Source organism: Gordonia sp. NPDC003429 (assembly GCF_053588575.1).
Genome location: NZ_JBSFQF010000007.1, coordinates 118,963 through 136,578, shown reverse-complemented (window position 1 = coordinate 136,578; position 17,616 = coordinate 118,963). Strand labels below are relative to the sequence as shown.

The window sequence follows — 17,616 nt, the reverse complement described above, 5'->3', positions numbered from 1 at the left end:
TGCTGGGGGCTACGGGGTGTCATAGGTCGCCGGGGAGTTTGTCGCGGCGGATACCCCGCCAGCTGGGGTGTCGCAGATGGCCGGTGCTGGTCCAGTCCATGAACCGCACCTCGCCCACGATCTTGGGCAGCACCCAGATGGCGGTGGATTCCACCGGCCGGTCGAGTTTGTCCAGAAAGGGACTCCGCGAGATCCGGAGGGGTTCGAGTTCACCGGCGAGCGAGGTGAGCTGGGCGTCGGTGAAGCCGGTACCCACCCGGCCGACGTAGCGCAGCCCGGTCTCCTCCGGCAGCCCGAGGAGCAGAGAGCCGATCGTGCCCGCACGGTTGCCGCGGCCGAGGCGGTAGCCGCCGACCACCACCTCGATGTCGCTCCAGTTCTTGTGTTTGAGCCAGGAACTGCTGCGTCGTCCCTGCTGATACACCGACGAGCGGCGTTTGGCCACCACCCCTTCCATGCCGTGTTCGCGGCTGTACTCGACGGCTTCGGCACCCGGTCCGGGAAGCAGCGCGGGGATCTCCACGTGCTGTGAGCGTTTGAACGCCGGTGCGAGTTCGTCGAGCAGTGCCCGCCGCTGCGACCACGGTTTGCGCAGCAGCGACGTGCCGTTGAGGTAGAGGATGTCGAACAGGTAGAGCTTGAGTTCGTACGGCTCGTCGGTGTTGTTGCGTGCGGTCAGGAGTGTGAAGTTGGTGCGGCCGGTGGCGTCGAGCGCCACCACCTCGCCGTCGAGGACCACGTCGATCAAACCCAGATCGTCTGTGATGGAACGTAATTCGGGAAAGTCGGCGGTCATGTCGATGCCCGAGCGGGAGGTGAGGGCGAACTCGCCGCCGATCCAGCGCACCAGGATGCGATAGCCGTCCCATTTGCCCTCGAACGCCCAGTCGCGTCCGTCGAGCCCGTCCACCGGCTCGTCGGTGGCCAGCATCGGCCGGGGATGGCGCAGGCTGTCGGGCAGGATCGGCCGCGGTTCGTCGCTCATCAGATGGGCGAGCCAGTTCTTGTCCCCGGTCTTGATCAGCGCGTAGCGTCCCTGCACCCGCTGCCCGTGCAGCCGGACGATGATCTCGTTGTCGCGCCACTTCTCGGTCTCATAGGTGCCGCGGTCCCAGATGTCCACGTGCCCGCCGCCGTACTCGCCGGCCGGGATGTCGCCGGCGAAGTCGGCGTAGGCCAGGGGGTGATCCTCGGTCTGCACGGCCAACCGGTTCTGGTCGGGGTCGATGGGCAGATTCTTCGGCACCGCCCACGACACCAGCACCCCGTCGCGTTCGAGCCGGAAGTCGTAGTGCAGGCGCCGCGCATGGTGTTCCTGGATCACGAAGACGGGCGCCGCGGAACCCGCGCTCGGCTCGGTGTCGTCACCGAACGGTTCCGGTGTCCTCGATTCGTCCCGTTTGCGGCGATACTCGCCCAGGTCGATCACGCCGATCGGCTCGGACGCGACGTCAGCCGCCGCGGGCGCGGGATCGTCGAGACCGGCCAGCAGGTCGCCGTGGGTGGTCACCCGCTCGAGCACCTCGGGGTAGAGCAGCTGGGCCAGGTGGGGTTCGGCGAGCTCGTCCCAGGTCCGGGGCGCGGCGACCCACGGCTGCGCGCGTCCGCGCAGCGAGTAGGGGGCCAGGGTGGTCTTCGACGCACTGTTCTGACTCCAGTCGATGAACACCCGACCCTCACGCACCGATTTCGACATCGTCGCGGTGACCATGTCGGGATGAGCGGCGGCCAGCGCCGTGGCGATCTCCTTGGCCACCGCACGGGCGGAGTCGGGTGCCACCGGCCGCTCGAAACGGGCGTAGACGTGAATCCCCTTGCCGCCGCTGGTGACCGGATAGGAATCGAGACCAGCGGCCGACAGCATGTCCCGGATCCGCAAGGCCACCTCCGCGCACCGCTCCAGCGACACCGACGGCCCGGGATCGAGGTCGAGGACCAGGCGGTTGGCCCGGATGCCGTCGATCCCCTTGGCGCCGCTCGACTTTCCGGGTCTGCGACCCGAGTGCGTCTGCGCGGTGTCGTCAGCGGGCACCAGCCATTGCGGCGTATGTAGTTCCAGCGCCGCCATCTGCGCCAGCCACACCAGCGTCGCCGCCGAATCGGCCATGACGTAGGTGATGGGCCGTTCGCTGTGTTCCACCCGGAAGCGCGGCACCCAGTCGGGTGCGCCCGCGGGCAGGTCCTTCTCGAAGAACGGTGTCGACCCCACCCCGTTGGGCCAGCGCTTGCGGGTGATCAGGCGTCGCTTCAGGTGCGGCAGCATCACCGGCGCGATCCGCGCGTAGTAGTCGACGACGTCGACCTTGCGGGTGGCCCCGTGAACACCGGACTCGGCGGGATAGAGCACCTTCGACAGATTTGTCAGGGAGACCGACCGGCCGTCGATCTCCAGACTCTGTTCGGGCGCCATGACTCCATTGTGCCCAGGTTGCGAGCCACCGATTGTGGCGTTGCGTGAGTTCAGGGTGACCACAATCGGGCTGCGCGGATGGCACAATGGGGCGCATGCGCTCGATCTGGAAGGGCGATCTGAGCTTTGGTCTGGTCAACGTGCCGGTCAAGGTGTACTCGGCCACGGAAAGCCACGACCGCAAGTCCTATCAGGTCGACTCCTCCGACGGCACCAGGATTCGATATCGGCGGGTGCGAGAGGGCACCGACACCGAGGTCGATTTCGGCGACATCGCCAACGCCTACGAATCCGAGGAGGGCCGGCCGGTCATCCTCACCAAGGACGATCTCGCGACCCTTCCGGTGCAGAAGAGTCCGGAGATCTCGATCCTCGAGTTCGTGCCGGTCGACCAGGTGGATCCGATCTTCTTCGACAAGCCCTACTATCTCGAACCGTCGTCGAAATCCCCCAAGGCGTATGTGCTGCTCGCCAAGGCGCTGCAGGAGACCGAGCGGCTGGCGATCGCCTCGTTCACCTTGCGTAACCGCACGCGGATGGCCGCGCTACGCGTCATCGGACCGGGCGTGATGACGTTGCAGACGCTGCTGTGGCCCGACGAGGTGCGTAAACCCGATTTCGACTTCCTCGACGAGGACGTCCCGATCCGCGACCAGGAACTGAAAATGGCGTCGTCGCTGATCGATTCGATGGCCACCGACTACGACCCCACCGAGTTCTCCGACACCTATCAGGAGGAACTGGCCAAGCTGATCGAGGCCAAGGCCGACGGGTCGCAGGCATTCCCCGAGGAGGCCGAGACACCGGCATCCGACGACGATTCCGAGGTCGCCGATCTCCTTGCCGCGCTACGTGCTTCGGTGAAGGATCGCGGCGGCTCATCGGACAGCGGCGACGCGTCCGACGAGGACGAGTCGACGGCCGCGAAGACGACCGGCCGGAAAGCACCGGCCAAGAAGGCCCCCGCAAAGAAGGCTCCGGCAAAGAAGACGGCAGCAAAGAAGGCCCCGGCGAAGAAGGCGGCGGCGAAGAAGCGGGCGGCGAGTTGACGGCCAAAACCGCTGGCTGAGGACCCGGCCGCTGCGGCATGCTCTGTGAGTGACCGTGTCGACCCCCGCCACCCGCCTGCCGCGTGCCCTGCGCCCGCTGGCCGATGGCACCTTCCGCCGGCTGGTCACCGGACTGATCCTGGCGATGTTCGCCGACGGCGTCTGGACCATCGCGCTGGTGTGGCAGGTGATCGCGCTGGGCGGCGGGCCCGGGCAGGTGGCGTGGGCGTCGGGTGTCTCGGCGGTGGGCATGGTGGTGTCCACGCTCGCCGGTGGCGTGCTCGCCGACCGGGTGTCGCAACGCTCCATCATCATCGGTCTGGAGATCGTCAAGATGCTGGCCTTCGGCGCGGCCGGTGTCGCGTCGATGCTCGGGGTGCTGACATTGCCGGCGGTGGTGGTGGTCGCCCTGCTCGGCGGGGTGACCGTCGGCATGTACTACCCGGCTTACTCGGCGTTGCTGCCGCGCGTGGTGGCGGCGCGAGACCTGCAGGCCGCCAACGGAATCGAAGGTTTCGCTCGGCCCGTGGTGTATCAGGCGCTGGGTCCGTTGAGCGCCGGCCTCATCATCGCGGCCACGGCGCCGGGTCCGGCCATCGTGCTCGCCGCGGTGGCCAGCATCGCCTCGGGCGCCTGCTATCTGACGATGCCGCCGCTACCGCCGCGCGCGCGTGCGGTGATCCTGGGCAATCCGGTGCGTTCGGTGGTCTCCGACCTCGCCGAGGGTTTCGGGTACGTCTGGCGGACCCCGTGGCTGTGGGCGACGCTGGCCTTCGCCACGATCCTGGTGCTCGCCACGATGGGACCGCTGGAGGTGCTGGTGCCCTTCGCGTTGCGCGAACGCGTGCACGGCGGCGCCGAAGACCACGCGCTGGTGCTGGCGGCCTACGGCGGGGGTGCCGCGATCGGCGCGGCGTACTTCGCCTCCATCCGGATGCCGCGCCGGTACCTGTCGATCATGTTCGTGATCTGGGGTCTGTCGAGCCTGTCGCTGGTGATCATGGGCGTGGCGGCGCACACGTGGCTGTTCATCGTCGCCGGTGCGCTGCTCGGATTCGGATTCGACGCCCCGTCTGTGCTGTGGGGCACGTTGCTGCAGCGCCGGGTCCCGCCCGCGCTGCTGGGGCGGGTCGCGAGCCTCGACTTCTTCGTGGCGGTGGTGCTGATGCCGGTGTCGATGGCCATTGCCGCGTCGCTGAGTCAGGCGATCGGACTCACCGCCACCTTCGTCCTCGGCGGTATCCTGCCGGTACCGGTCGCGGCCGCCTGCTACCTGGCGGCACGGCTCTGGCGCGACGAGGTCGCCCATCCGCTGCGCGACGAGGTACACATGACGACGCTTGCCGACGATCGGAGTTGACCCGCCGTGCGCCATGAGATCGTCACGCTTGCCGCGGCCGCTTCGTGGCGTACCCCGGTGGTGTTGTGGCAGGGCCTGCGGGCACGCCGGGCGGTGATACGGCTGCCGCAGGCCGCCGGTGACCGCGGTGTGATCGCGGAGCCGGCGAGCGGTCGGCGTACCCGCGTGGTGGTCCTCGGCGACAGCCTCGCCGGCGGGGTGGGCGTGACTCACCATGAGACGACGCTGGCCGGTGGCGTGGCCACCCGCATCGCCCGTCGAACGGGTGGACCGGTGGCCTGGCAGGTGCTGGCGCGGACGGGATACACCGCCCGCGAGACCATCTCGCTGATCGACGCGGACGTGCTGGGCGCCGCCGATGTGGTGGTGGTGTCGGTGGGTGCCAACGACACCAAGAACATGCACTCGGCGGCCCGCTGGCGGACCGACCTGACCGCGCTCCTCGACGAGGTGAGTGCGGCCGCTCCGTCGGCGCGCGTCGTGTTGCTGCCGGTTCCGATCCTGCAGATGTGTCCCGCGCTTCCGCCGTCGCTCGCACGCGTACTCGGCTCTCGGGCGGCACACTTCGACGCGATCGCCGACGATGTGTCCGCAGCCTATCCCGCGGTGTACCGGTTCGACCGCTTCGTACCGCCGGGCGACGATCTGTTCGCGGCGGACGGTTTTCACCCGTCGGCGACGTTTCACGCCATCTACGCCGATCAGATCGAGTCGGCGCTGTTCGCTCACCGGCCTTGACGCACAACGACTCTCGTCGATACGTCAGGGCAGGTGTACCAGGGCCCGGTTGGTGGCCTCGACGATCAGATCGGTGAGTGCCGACAGCAACGCCGACCCCAGTGTCCAGTACTGCCAGTAGAGCGGGACGTCGACGGTCATCTCGGTGAACCGGATCACCTCGCCCGCCGCCAACGCGTCCCCTGCCTGCGCGAGTGGCACTGCACCCCAACCGATTCCGGCCTCCACTGCGCGGTGGTACTCGGCGGATGCGGGGATGTACACCGTCGGCGGTGTGGGAGTGGGCGAGGTCAGACGTTCCAGCACGGACTGTTGCACCCGGTCGTTGCGGTCGAACACCACCATCGGGGCTCGCGCCAGCGCTGCGGCGGTGGGACCCTCGGGCATCCAGGTGTGCAGGAACTCCGGCGTGGCCACCGGCAGATACCGCATCGCGCCGAGTGCTCGCACCGTGGTCCCGCGCACGGGTACCGGGTCGGAGGTGATCGCGCCCATCACGTCACCGGTCTTGAGGAGTTGCGCGTTGAGCGCTTCGTCGTCGCGCAGCACCTCCACCGCCACCGGGTGCTCGCGGTGGAACCGGGCGAGCGGCGGCATCAGCCAGGTGGCCAGTGAGTCGGCGTTGACGGCGATCGGCAGGACCACCCGCGGCAGGTCGGCGAGCGCCGTTCCGGTGTCACCGGCCGGGGCGGCGCCGGTCAGTTCGACGTCGGCCTCCGCGGCGAGCAACTCCCACTGCCGCGCCAACCGGAGCAGTACCTCGCCGTCGCGGGTGGCGGTGATCGGCTTGGTCCGGCGCACCAGCACCCGGCCCACCGCGGTCTCCATCGCCTTGATGCGCTGACTCACCGCCGACGGAGTCACGTGGAGCCGGTCGGCAGCTGCCTCGAAGGTGCCCGCGTCGAGCACCGCGGTGAGCGTGAGAAGACCGTCGCGACCCAAATCCACATAAGACAGTCTAATGATCCGTCAAAAACATTCGCTGGATTTGTGCTCTTGCGGGTCCTAGCGTCGGGATCGTGACCAGTTACCTCCTCGCCGCGGTCGCCGGACTCCTCACCGGCGCCGGCCTCATCGTGGCCATCGGCCCGCAGAACGTGTACGTGCTCCGGCAGGGCGTCCAGCGCGCGCACGTCGACCCGGTCATCGCGGTCTGCGCCGTCTCCGACATCGTCCTCATCGTCGCCGGGGTTGCCGGTCTCGGCGCACTGGTATCCGCGCACCCCGCCGTGGTGACGCTCGCCAAGGTGCTCGGGGGCGCCTACGTCATCGTTCTGGGACTGCTCGCCGCGCGGCGGTGCCTGCGCGGCAGCGCCGCGATCGCCGCCGAACCCGCTGCGGCGGGCACCACGTCACGATGGGTCGCCGTCGGTGCCGCACTCGCGCTGACGTGGCTCAATCCGCACGTCTACCTCGACACGGTGCTCACCATGGGCGCCGTCGCGAACAGTCACGGCACGGGCAGGTGGGCGTTCGCCGTCGGCGCGTGCGTGGCCAGCGTCGTATGGTTCACGCTGCTCGGCCGGGGCGGAAGCAGGCTGGCGCCGCTGTTCGCCAAGCCCCGCGCCTGGCGGATCCTCGACGCCGCGGTCGCGGTGATCATGGTCGGCATGGGTAGCGCGCTGCTGCTGTCGGTGTGAGGGCCCGAGCCGAAAGTAGGGGAAGGATATTCTTCCCCTACCTTCGCGATCATCCCCGGGAATTATCACGGGGAAGGTGCGAAGACTAGGGGAGGAAAATTCCTCCCCTAGTTTCCGCAGCGGCCGCGCACCGCAGCGGCCGTGCACCGCAGCGGCCGTGTGCCCGCAGCCCACGTCAGCGTGCGCCGACGGCGACCGGGTCCTCGCGATCGGTGGGGGTGCCGTCGTCGATCGGGATCTTGCGGATCGCGGTGCCCTCGATGTCGACGTTGGGCAGGATGCGGTCCAGCCAACGGGGCAGCTTCCACGCCCAGTCGCCCATCATCGTGATCACCGCGGGTACCACCGCCATCCGGATGATGAATGCGTCGAAGAACACCGCTGCGGCCAGCGCGAATCCCATCATCTTGGCGATGGTGTCCGGCGCGAGCATGAACGCGGAGAACACCGAGATCATGATGATGGCCGCCGAGGTCACCACGCGTGCGCCGTGCTGGTACCCGACGATCACCGACTCCTTGGCGGACACGTCGTGCACGTACTCCTCACGCATTCGGGACACCAGGAACACCTGGTAGTCCATCGCCAGGCCGAACACCACGCCGATGAGGAAGATCGGCAGGAACGAGATGATCGGTTTGGTGTGGTCGATGAGCCCGAGGTGACCCTCCTGGAAGATCCACACGGTGGCCCCGAACGTGGCACACACCGAGAACAGGAAGCCGATGGTGGCCGTCAGCGGCACCAGCAGCGACCGGAACACGATGGTCAGGATGATGAACGCCAGGCCCACCACCACGATGAGGAACGGGATCAGCGCGTCGCTCAGCTTGGTGGAGATGTCGGACATGATGGCCGTCTGACCGCCGACATTCACCGTCGCGCCGTCGGGTTTGGTCGCCGCGAAGCCACGGATCTGGTCCATCAGTGCGTGGGTTTCCGGACCGGACGGTGACTTGAGCGGGGTCACCGTGATCAGTGCGGCGGTCGCCCCGGCCTGCGGATCGGCCTTGTCGGGGCCGTTGCCCACCCAGGTGACCTGTGCGGCGTTGGCGACGTTCGGCAGCGTCTTGACGTGTGCCACCACGTCGTTCGCGGCGGTGGCGACGTTGCCGCCGTCGGCGTCACTGACCACTACCAGCAGCGGCCCGTTGACGCCCTCGCCGAATCCGCGCTCGAGCAGTTTGGTGGCGGCGTACTCCTTGTCGCCGGTCGCATCCATTCCCAGTTCCATCTTGCTCATCGGGATCGCGGCGATCGCCAGCAGCACGAGGCCCACCAGGGCCACCGGCAGTGGGAAGCGGGTGATGAAGCGGGCGATACTCAGACCGTTCGACGGTTGTGAATCGGGTTCGTCGCCGCGGCGCAGCCCCGGGATGTGGGGTGTGAACACGAAACGGCCGAATGCGCCGAGCAGCGCGGGGATCAGCGTGATGGCACCGAGCACGGCCACCACCACGGCCAGGCCCGCGGAGATCCCCATCTGGGTGATGAACGGGATACCGACCACGCTGAGCGCACACACCGCGATCACCACCGTCAGCCCGGCGAACACGACGGCCGAGCCCGCGGTACCCACCGCGCGCCCGGCGGCGGCCTCCCGGCTGCCGCCCAGATTCAGTTCGGAGCGGTATCGGGACACGATGAACAACGCGTAGTCGATGGACACCGCGATCCCCAGCATCGTGATGATGGTGGTGGCGCTTTGCTGCACGTCGAACACCTTGGCGCTCAACGTGACCAGCAGCATCGTGATGCCGACGCCGAAGATGCCGGTGACGATCGGGATGAACGCCGCCACCACCGCGGCGAACGCGATGATCATCACGATGAAGGCGATCACGAAGCCCAACAGCTCCGACACCCCGCCCTGCTGGAACACCTGCATCAGCGAGCCGGTGCCCTCCACCTGCAGCCCGTTGCCGCGGTACTTGGCGAGCAGATCCTCGAACTGCTTCATGTCGGCCGTGGTGAGATCGCGTGCCTTGATGTTCTGCTTGATCTGGATGAGGCCGACGGTGCCGTTGTCTCCGAGCACCTTGGGAGCCAGGGCCGGTCTGGCCTCGGCCACGGTGACGGGGTTGGCGATGGACTGCGGGTCTTCCACGTGCGGGAGGGTGCGGGCCTCGGCCACCAACGCGTCGATCTGCGCGGTGTGGTTGGCCAGCCCGTCGGGGGCGGCCACCAGGATGCTCGTCGACGAGTTGAGCAGTTGTTCGTTGGCCGCCGGGAAGTCCTGCTTCATCACCGACATCGCGCGATCCGAGTCGGTACCGGGGAGTTCGAAATCGGTCGCGAACTTCGGCGCCAGTGCCGCGGTGAGCGCACCGAGCGCCACCAGCACCACCAGCCACGCCGAGATCACCGACCACTTGTGCCGAAACGCCGACCGTCCGAGTCGGTACAACCAGATCGCCATGTGATCCCTTCCGTGGTGGGTGACCGCCAGCCTATCGACTGTTCGTGAGGCGGGTTCACCACCAACTGCGCCGCCGGTCCTAGCATGTGAGCCATGTCACCGCTATCTCCGGGGCGCGCCCGCCAGAACGACATCTACACCGCAGGTGTGCACGGTCGTACGCCGCGCGTCCCCACCGATTTCACCGAACTCGAGAGGCGCGCACGAGCCGCGATGTCGGAGCGGGCCTGGGCCTACATCGCCGGCGGCGCGGGCGCAGGACGCACGATGTCGGCCAACCGGGCGGCGCTGGACCGCTGGGCCATCGTGCCGCGGGTGCTGCGCGACGTGTCCCAGCGCAGCCTGGCCATCGAACTCTTCGGTGACCGGCTGCTCGCGCCGGTGCTGTTCGCGCCGGTGGGGGCCGGTGATCTGGTGGCGCGCGACGCCGATCGGCTGATCGGGCGCGCCGCAGCCGAACTCGGCGTGCCCTACATCTTCTCCAATCAGGGTGGGGTGCCGATGGAGTCGGTGGCCGCGGAGATGGACCGGGTGCGCGCGGGTGCGCCGCGCTGGTTTCAGCTCTACTGGTCCACCGACGACGCGCTCGTCGACAGTCTGCTCGCCCGCGCCGAACACGCCGGCGCCTCGGCGGTCGCGGTCACCCTCGACACCACGATGCTCGGGTGGCGTCCGCAGGATCTCAACCGGGGTTCGCTGCCCTTCGCGCGGGCCGAGGGAATCGCGCAGTACACCTCGGACCCTCGCTTCGCCGAGATCGTCGAACAGCGTGTGGCGGCCGACGACGGCGAGCGCCCCGAGATCTCGACCGGAGCCATCCGCACCCTGTTCGCGATCGCCCGCAACACGCCGGGGTCGTTGCTGCGCAATCTGATTCGCCCGCAACCACGCACCGGGGTGCAGACCTTCCTGGACATCTACTCCCGGCCGTCGCTGAGTTGGGAGCAGATCGAGAGTCTGCGGACCCGCACCCGCCTGCCGATCGTGCTCAAGGGGATTCTGCATCCCGACGACGCCCGTCGCGCCGTCGACGCCGGGGTCGACGGCATCATCGTCTCCAACCACGGCGGCAGACAGATCGACGGCGCGATCAGCTCGCTCGACGCCCTCGCGGTCATCGCGCCGGTTGTCGACGGCGCGATCAAGGTGCTCGTCGACTCCGGAATCTATTCCGGCGCAGATGTTTTCAAGTCGATCGCGCTGGGCGCCGATGCGGTGTGCATCGGCCGGCCGCACATGTACGGCCTCGCCATCGCCGGAGCCGCGGGCGCCCGCGACGCGGTGGCCGACATCATCGCCGAACTCGACCTCACCCTCGGGCTGGCGGGATACACCTCGGTGCGTGAGGTGAGCACCGACGCGCTCGCCAAGCTGGGATGAACGTGGCGATGACGATATGTTGGTTGCCATGAGCGGTGTGGGCGCGGAGGTGGGTGAGCAGACCGGCCGCTGGCGTGACTTCGGTGAACCCGACCTGCCCGTTCCGCTCGCGGCCGCGCTCGCGGCGTTCGCCGAGCACGGCTATCACGGCACCTCGGTGCGCGAGATCGCGGCGCGCGCGAACCTGTCGGTGCCCGGCCTCTATCACCACTACCCGTCGAAGCAGTCGCTGCTGCAAGGGGTACTCGAGCGCACCATGACCGATCTGCTGGCACGGTCCGAGCAGGCGATCGCCGAGGCCGGTCCCGAACCGGTCGACCAGTTCGACGCGGTGGTCGAGTCGCTGCTGCGATTCCACATGTACCGCCGTGAGCAGGCGTTTGTCGGGTCCACCGAGATCCGCAGCCTCGACGATTCCTACCGGCACACCTATATCGGGCTGCGGGATCGCCAGCAGCGGATGGTCGACGACATCGTGTTCGCCGGGGTGGACGCCGGCGATTTCCGCACCCGCTACCAGAAGGACGCCAGCCGCGCCGTCACCACGATGTGCGTGGGCGTCTCCACCTGGTTCAAGCTCGACGGCGAGTTCGGCGCGGATGAACTGATCTCCCGCAATCTGCAGATCGCCCGCGACGCGGTCGGCTACGTCGAGCGCTGAACCGGCATCTGAACCCTTGACGTGGCCCGCGGGGCTCTGGCATGGTGACGCCTACCGAGCGATCGGTCGGTCCCTGAGGAGGAACATGTCCATCGACTTGCGGTACGGCCCCGAGGTCGACGACCTGGTGAAGCGGACGTCGGCGTTCATCCGCGAGGTGGTGTTACCCATCGAGAACGCCAACGACGGTGACATCACCGCCGCCGGCGGCGACGACCTGCGGCGCGAGTTGAACCGGCAGGCCAAGGACCTGGGGATCCTCGCACCGCACGCACCGGTCGAGTTCGGGGGCGCCGGACTCTCGATGTCGGATCGGGTGCCGGTCTTCGAGGCGGGCGGTTACTCCACCTTCGGGCCCGCCGCCCTGCACATCGGCGCACCTGACGAGGGCAATGTGCACATGCTCGCCCATATCGCCGACGACGAACAGAGACTGACCTACCTCGCACCACTCGCCCGCGCAGACGTGCGCTCGGCCTTCGCCATGACCGAGCCCGCGCCCGGCGCCGGATCGGACCCCGACGCCCTGCGCACGCAGGCCACGCGGGTCGACGGCGGCTGGAAGATCAACGGGGAGAAGCGATTCATCACCGGCGCCGACGGCGCCGGCTTCTACATCATCATGGCCCGCACCGCCGGCGCCCCCGGTGATCGCGGCGGGGCCACGATGTTCCTGGCGCCGGCGACACCCCGGGAATCGAGATCACCCGCCACATCCACACCACCGAACGGGCCATGATCGGCGGCCACTGCGAGGTCCGGTTCACCGATGTGTTCGTCCCCGACAAGGACGTGCTCGGCGAGGTCGACCAGGGATACCGATACGCGCAGGTACGCCTGGGGCCCGCCCGGATGACCCATGTGATGCGGTGGCTCGGGGTGGCCGTCCGATGCCACGAGGTGGCCGTCGACTACGTCGCGCACCGTGAGGGGTTCGGCGGCACGCTCGGCGACCTCGGCATGATCCAGCAGATGGTGGCCGACAACGAGATCGACCTCGCCGCCGCCCGTGCTCTGCTGGTGCAGGCCTGCCACGAACTCGATCTGGGCAACCACGCGTCCACCGAGACGTCGATCGCCAAGACCTTTGCCGCCGAGGCCTATTCGCGGATCGTGGACCGCAGCATCCAGATGTGCGGCGGACTCGGCGTGTCCGACGACCTGCCGCTGGCCCGGCTGCAGCGGGAACTGCGGCCCTTCCGGATCTACGACGGACCCTCGGAGGTGCATCGCTGGGCCATCGCCCGTCGCGCGGTGGGGCGGGCACGCAAACAGCGTCAGTCCCGCGATCACGGGGCGAGCTGATGGCCACCGCGCTTGCTCTGGAACCCGAACTGCTGCAACGATTCCTGGTCGATCAGGGGGTGCCGGTGGCCGGGCCGCTGCAGGTGCGGCTGATCAGTGGCGGCAAGTCGAATCTCACCTACACCGTCACCGACGGGGCGCATACGTGGGTGGCGCGTCGGCCACCGACGAGCGGCCTCACGCCGTCGGCCCACGACATGGGCCGTGAATGGGCGGTCACCTCGGCACTGGCGCACACCGATGTGCCCGTCGCCGCGCCCGTCGCGTTCGACGCGGACGGATCGGTCCTCGGCGCCCCCTGCACCATCGTCGAATTCGTCGACGGCACCGTGATCCGCACCGCCGACGACCTCGCCGCGCTCTCCGACGACGACGTCGAACGTAACGCCGACGCCCTGATCGCCACGCTCGCCGCCCTGCATGCCGTCGACTACGAGGCGGTGGGCCTCGGCGAGTTCGGGCGTCCCGCCGGATTCGCGCAACGGCAGGTGCGGTTGTGGGCCCGGCAGTGGACCCACGTGAAGACCCGCGACCTCGACGACGTCGATCGGCTGGTGGGTGCGCTCGGTGAGCGGGTGCCCGCGCATGCGGGCACCGCCGTGGTGCACGGCGACTACCGGGTGGACAACACGATTCTGGCTTCTGGTGATCCGGGAACCGTTGCCGCGGTGGTCGACTGGGAGATGTCGACACTCGGCGACCCGATCACCGATGTCGCCCTGATGTGTGTGTACCGCGCCCCGGTGTTCGATGCCGTCCTCGGTTTCACCGCCGCGTGGACCAGTGACCGGTACCCGACGGCCGACGAGATCGCGCACCGTTACGCGGCGGTGAGCGGCAACGATCTGGGCGACTGGTCGTTCTATCTCGCTCTGGCGAACCTGAAGCTCGGCGTGATCGCCGAGGGGATCAGCCACCGTGCGCGCGCGGGCGCATCGTCGGGCGAGGGATCGGAGAACGCGGCGGAGGCCACCGGCGAATTCATCGCGGCGGGTCTGCGCGAACTGTCACGCTGAGGCGCGCGATCTCAGCGGAAGGTGGCCACGCCGCCGTCGCGGTCGGAGAGGTGCGCGTATTCGTTGGTCGACACCACGGTCACGCCGCTGCGTCCCACGATCAGCTTGCTGAACGACGCATTGACCATCGAGCGGGCCAGCACCGGCCACCGCCGTGGCGGCACCTCCCAGAGGTCGGCGATCCACTGGGTGATGGTGCCGGCCGACGACACCACCAGCACCGTCTGTCCGCTGCCGGCCAGTTCGGTGGCCCGTGCGGCCGCCGCGGCCACCCGGGCGCGGAACTGCGGGTAGGTCTCACCGGCACTCGCCGACGGGTCGTCGCCCATGCTGGTCTGATCGATCCAGTGGGCCAGCCCGGCGTCGAGGCGCTGTTGATAGGAGCGCGAATCGGCGAACTCGTCGGCGGTCGCGGCGCCGACCAGCGCGGGTAACGAGTACTCGTTCCAGCCCGGATCGACGATCGGGGCGGGTGCGGAGCCGAAGCGTGCGAGCACCGCCGAGAGCGTTTCGGTTTGCCGGGCCAGATCGCCGCTGATGGCCGCGGTGAAGCCGCCCACCTGCGAGGCGAGCAACGCCCCCGTCAGTCCGGCCTGCACCAGGCCCGTGTCGGTGAGGCCGGGCCCCATCGAAGCATCGACGGTCTCGCCGGTCACCCCGTATGCCGTCGGGTTGGCCTGGCCGTGGCGCACGAGATAGATGGTTCCCATGCGGTCCGAGACTATGCGGTCGGATTCGGAGCGGCCGCCCTACCCCGCCGCTGTCGGTGGCCGCCTAGTGCCAGGGACTCGGTGCGGTTCTGGCCGGCGCGTCGTACGGCGCCGGGGGCAGGCCGAACCGGGCGAAGTCTTCTTCCATCGTGTCGCTGAAGAATGCGACCACGTGGGCCACACTGCCGGACTCGTCGGTGTCGCGGACCCCCAGGTCGAGCACTTGGAGCTGGAACGGGCGGTGCACGCCGTCGGGTTCGCGCATGTACAGGCCGAACGCAGCCTGTCCATTGGCGATGGCGGGCAGCAGGATCTGATCGCCCGGCCCGGAGGCGGGACAGTTGCCGCGGATCAGGGAGGCGATGGCCTCGGGGCCCTGATACCAGCCGGTGTACGGCGGCATCTCCCAGATCGCCTTGTCGGTGAACATGGCCACGATGGCGTCGACGTCGTAGCGTTCGAACGCCGAGACGTATTTGGCGAGCAGTTCCCGTTTCGCCTCGTCGGCCAGTGCGCCCGGTGAATCCTTCTGCGGTCGAACGGTTTTCATCTGCTCCCGCGCTCGTTGCAGCAGACTGTTGACCGTGGCGGTGGTGACGCCGATGGTGTCGGCGACCTCGGCCGCGCGCCACTGCAACACGTCGCGCAGGATGAGCACCGCGCGCTGACGTTCGGGCAGGTGCTGCAGGGCGGCGATGAAGGCGAGCCGGATGGATTCGCGCGCACCCACCACGTAGGCCGGATCGGCGTCGGGTCCCGGCGCGATCTCGTCCACCGTTCCGGCGAACGGCTGCAGCCACGGCACCTCGTTGTCGGTGAGCAGCGTGTCGGTGGGATCGAACGCATCCCCGCCGAGTCCGGAGGGCAGCGGGCGGCGTTGCGTGCTCTGCAGCGCCGTCAGGCAGGTGTTGGTGGCGATCTTGTGCAGCCAGGTGCGCATCGAGGCCCGGCCGTCGAACGTGGCGTAACCGCGCCAGGCGCGCAGGTAGGTCTCCTGGGTGAGGTCCTCGGCGTCGTGGTGAGATCCGGCCATGCGGTAGCAGTGGGCCAGGATCTCGCGCCGGAACGGCTCGGCGGCCGCGAGGAACTCGGTGTCGGAGATCGGGTTGGTGGATGCAGGCATGGCCTGGGTGGACATGTGTGCCAGATTACGTCAGCGCACCGACAGCCTCCACCGCGCGCAGTCGCCGACTTTCACCCAGCGTGCGCGCAACCCATCCCAGAGCGCCGACCACGGCCTATCGTCGCCGGTGAACGCGTCTGCCGTCGTCTGCCACGGCCGTGACCTGCGATGTCATGGCCGGGCACGGGGTTGCGGGTGGTGGCCGTCGATTGCTAGCTTCGAGCCCATGACGAGCGAGCAGGCCCGCGCCGCGGCCCCGATCCCAGAGGTGACGTACATGATCACCGCGCTGGGCTGTCGGCTGCCGCTTGCTCGCGTTCTCTGTTGTTGTCGAATGCGCTGAGTCTCTCGTCCCGAGCACGTCCCCGCATTCCCTCCGGGCGCCTATCCGCGTCTGCCTGACGCCCTCACGCCATGGGCGAGGGCCGCGCCGCCCGGTTCCCGACAACACCGCCGAGGAACATCCATGACCGCAACCGTCGATCACCCCCTGCCTACCGCTACCCTTTCGACACCGGTGCGAAGGCCGGTCTCGCGGCCGTCCGGGCCGCGTCAGCCGCTCGGCCGGGCGCTGCCCGTGCCGTCGGAGACCGCGCGCGGGGTGAAGGGAGGCCGGTCCATTCAGATCGCGACCCCACGCCTGGAACTCTCCGACAAGCCCGCCGCGCTGGTGCTACGTACCGCACGACTGACGGGTCCGGTGTTCCGTGACGACGCCGCAGCGGCCACCGGCCTGTCCATTTCCACGGTGAACCGCCAGGTGGGTGCCCTGCTGAAGGCCGGTTTGCTGCGCGAGCGCGCCGACCTGGCACCCGCCGGGGCCATCGGCAGGCCACGGCTGCCGTTCGAGATCAACGTCAACGACTTCCTCACCCTCGGCATCCACATCGGCTACCGCGTCACGTCCATCACCACACACGATCTGCTTCATCGCGTGGTGGGTGCCATCCAGATCCCCACCCCGATCGCCGACAACCCCGAGCAGACGCTCGCCGCCATCGGCGACAGCGCCCGGCGGTTCGCCGCGCGCTGGACCAGCCGACGGGTGCTGTGGGCCGGCGTGGCTCTCGGCGGACGCGTCGCCCCCGGGGGGTTCGTCGATCACCCGCGGCTCGGCTGGGCCGGCGCACCGGTGGGCAGCGTCATCGCCGAGGCGGTGGGCCTGCCCGTGTCGGTGGCATCCCACGTGGAGGCGATGGCGGCGGCCGAACTCGTGGTCAACCCCGAGGACAAGCGGTCGAGCTTCCTCTACTTCTACGCACGCGAGATGCTCGGTATCGCGTTCAGTGTCGACGGCTCGGTGCACACCCCCGCCGCGGGACCGCCGGTCATCGGCCACTTCCCGACCGGGGGCACCACGCTGCTCGACCCGAATCGCACCGGCCGCCTGGAGCCGACGGCCAGCGACACCGGTGTCGTCGAAGCGGCCACCACCCTGGGCCTCGACGTCTCCGACATCGAGGGCGTGCACGCCCTGGCCCGCGGTGGTGACGCCACCGCACGCGCCCTGCTCGAGGAGCGCGCGCAGGTGCTGGGCCGCACCGTGGCTCTCGTCGCCGACATCTTCAATCCCGACCATGTGATCCTCGGCGGCCAGGCGTTCACCGACTATCCCGCGACCCTTCCGCTCGTCGCCGCGGCCATCCGGGACACCTCGGTGGTGCCCAAACGTGATGTGCGGGTGTCGCATTCGGGAATCACCGTGCAGCAGCAGGCAGCCGGTGCGGTGTCGTTGGACGCGGTGTACAACGACCCGCTCGAGGCGCTGGCCGCCACCGCCTGAGCACATAAACGCCACGATCCGC

The 17,616-nt window shown here is 68.8% G+C and carries 13 protein-coding genes and 1 pseudogene; 9 read left to right on the top strand and 5 right to left on the bottom strand.

Annotation, left to right across the window (positions count from 1 at the left end; all coding sequences use genetic code 11):
• Positions 1-19: 19 nt before the first annotated feature.
• Positions 20-2,410, bottom strand: coding sequence for an ATP-dependent DNA ligase (locus tag ACWDSI_RS10965; protein WP_449756557.1), 2,391 nt, complete (start codon positions 2,408-2,410; stop codon positions 20-22).
• Between the two features lie 95 nt (positions 2,411-2,505).
• Between ACWDSI_RS10965 and ku the strand changes: the two genes are divergently transcribed.
• Genes ku through ACWDSI_RS10950 form a run of 3 tightly spaced genes read left to right on the top strand, consistent with a single transcriptional unit; the run spans position 2,506 to position 5,557 of the window.
• Positions 2,506-3,459, top strand: coding sequence for a non-homologous end joining protein Ku (gene ku / locus ACWDSI_RS10960; RefSeq protein ID WP_449756556.1), 954 nt, complete (start codon positions 2,506-2,508; stop codon positions 3,457-3,459).
• A gap of 55 nt (positions 3,460-3,514) precedes the next feature.
• Complete coding sequence (locus ACWDSI_RS10955; RefSeq protein ID WP_449756595.1) at positions 3,515-4,819, top strand: MFS transporter; 1,305 nt, start codon at positions 3,515-3,517, stop codon at positions 4,817-4,819.
• A 6-nt stretch (positions 4,820-4,825) separates the two neighbouring features.
• Complete coding sequence (locus ACWDSI_RS10950) at positions 4,826-5,557, top strand: SGNH/GDSL hydrolase family protein (protein WP_449756555.1); 732 nt, start codon at positions 4,826-4,828, stop codon at positions 5,555-5,557.
• Positions 5,558-5,581: 24 nt separating this feature from the next.
• On the opposite strand, the gene ACWDSI_RS10945 is transcribed toward ACWDSI_RS10950, so the two are convergent.
• Positions 5,582-6,505, bottom strand: a complete 924-nt coding sequence (locus tag ACWDSI_RS10945; RefSeq protein WP_449756554.1) for a LysR family transcriptional regulator ArgP — start codon at positions 6,503-6,505, stop codon at positions 5,582-5,584.
• Positions 6,506-6,576: 71 nt separating this feature from the next.
• Here ACWDSI_RS10945 and ACWDSI_RS10940 point away from each other — a divergent pair, with 71 nt between their 5' ends.
• A complete protein-coding gene (locus ACWDSI_RS10940) occupies positions 6,577-7,197 on the top strand; it encodes a LysE/ArgO family amino acid transporter (protein ID WP_449756553.1) in 621 nt (206 codons plus the stop codon).
• A gap of 175 nt (positions 7,198-7,372) precedes the next feature.
• Here the strand turns inward: ACWDSI_RS10940 and ACWDSI_RS10935 are convergent, their stop codons facing one another.
• Complete coding sequence (locus ACWDSI_RS10935; RefSeq protein ID WP_449756552.1) at positions 7,373-9,616, bottom strand: MMPL family transporter; 2,244 nt, start codon at positions 9,614-9,616, stop codon at positions 7,373-7,375.
• A 93-nt stretch (positions 9,617-9,709) separates the two neighbouring features.
• Here ACWDSI_RS10935 and ACWDSI_RS10930 point away from each other — a divergent pair, with 93 nt between their 5' ends.
• The 4 genes and pseudogenes from ACWDSI_RS10930 to ACWDSI_RS10915 all read left to right on the top strand — a co-directional run bounded on the left by ACWDSI_RS10930 (position 9,710) and on the right by ACWDSI_RS10915 (position 13,978).
• The gene (locus tag ACWDSI_RS10930; protein ID WP_449756551.1) at positions 9,710-10,996 is read left to right on the top strand and encodes an alpha-hydroxy-acid oxidizing protein; all 1,287 of its coding nucleotides are present in this window, start codon (positions 9,710-9,712) and stop codon (positions 10,994-10,996) included.
• Between the two features lie 16 nt (positions 10,997-11,012).
• Positions 11,013-11,657, top strand: coding sequence for a TetR/AcrR family transcriptional regulator (locus tag ACWDSI_RS10925; protein WP_449747593.1), 645 nt, complete (start codon positions 11,013-11,015; stop codon positions 11,655-11,657).
• Positions 11,658-11,742: 85 nt separating this feature from the next.
• A pseudogene (locus ACWDSI_RS10920) lies at positions 11,743-12,962 on the top strand (acyl-CoA dehydrogenase family protein).
• Entirely contained in the window at positions 12,962-13,978 is a 1,017-nt protein-coding gene (locus tag ACWDSI_RS10915) for a phosphotransferase family protein (protein WP_449747595.1), read from the top strand. Before ACWDSI_RS10920 ends, ACWDSI_RS10915 begins: the two are co-directional and overlap by 1 nt.
• Before the next feature lie 11 nt (positions 13,979-13,989).
• Here ACWDSI_RS10915 and ACWDSI_RS10910 read toward each other — a convergent pair whose 3' ends face one another.
• Both ACWDSI_RS10910 and ACWDSI_RS10905 read right to left on the bottom strand, forming a co-directional pair.
• Positions 13,990-14,688: a histidine phosphatase family protein gene (locus ACWDSI_RS10910; RefSeq protein ID WP_449756550.1), complete on the bottom strand. Its 699-nt coding sequence runs from the start codon at positions 14,686-14,688 to the stop codon at positions 13,990-13,992.
• A 64-nt stretch (positions 14,689-14,752) separates the two neighbouring features.
• The gene (locus ACWDSI_RS10905) at positions 14,753-15,826 is read right to left on the bottom strand and encodes a sigma-70 family RNA polymerase sigma factor (RefSeq protein ID WP_449756549.1); all 1,074 of its coding nucleotides are present in this window, start codon (positions 15,824-15,826) and stop codon (positions 14,753-14,755) included.
• 451 nt (positions 15,827-16,277) lie between these two features.
• Between ACWDSI_RS10905 and ACWDSI_RS10900 the strand changes: the two genes are divergently transcribed.
• Positions 16,278-17,594, top strand: a complete 1,317-nt coding sequence (locus ACWDSI_RS10900; RefSeq protein WP_449756548.1) for an ROK family protein — start codon at positions 16,278-16,280, stop codon at positions 17,592-17,594.
• Positions 17,595-17,616: the final 22 nt, after the last annotated feature.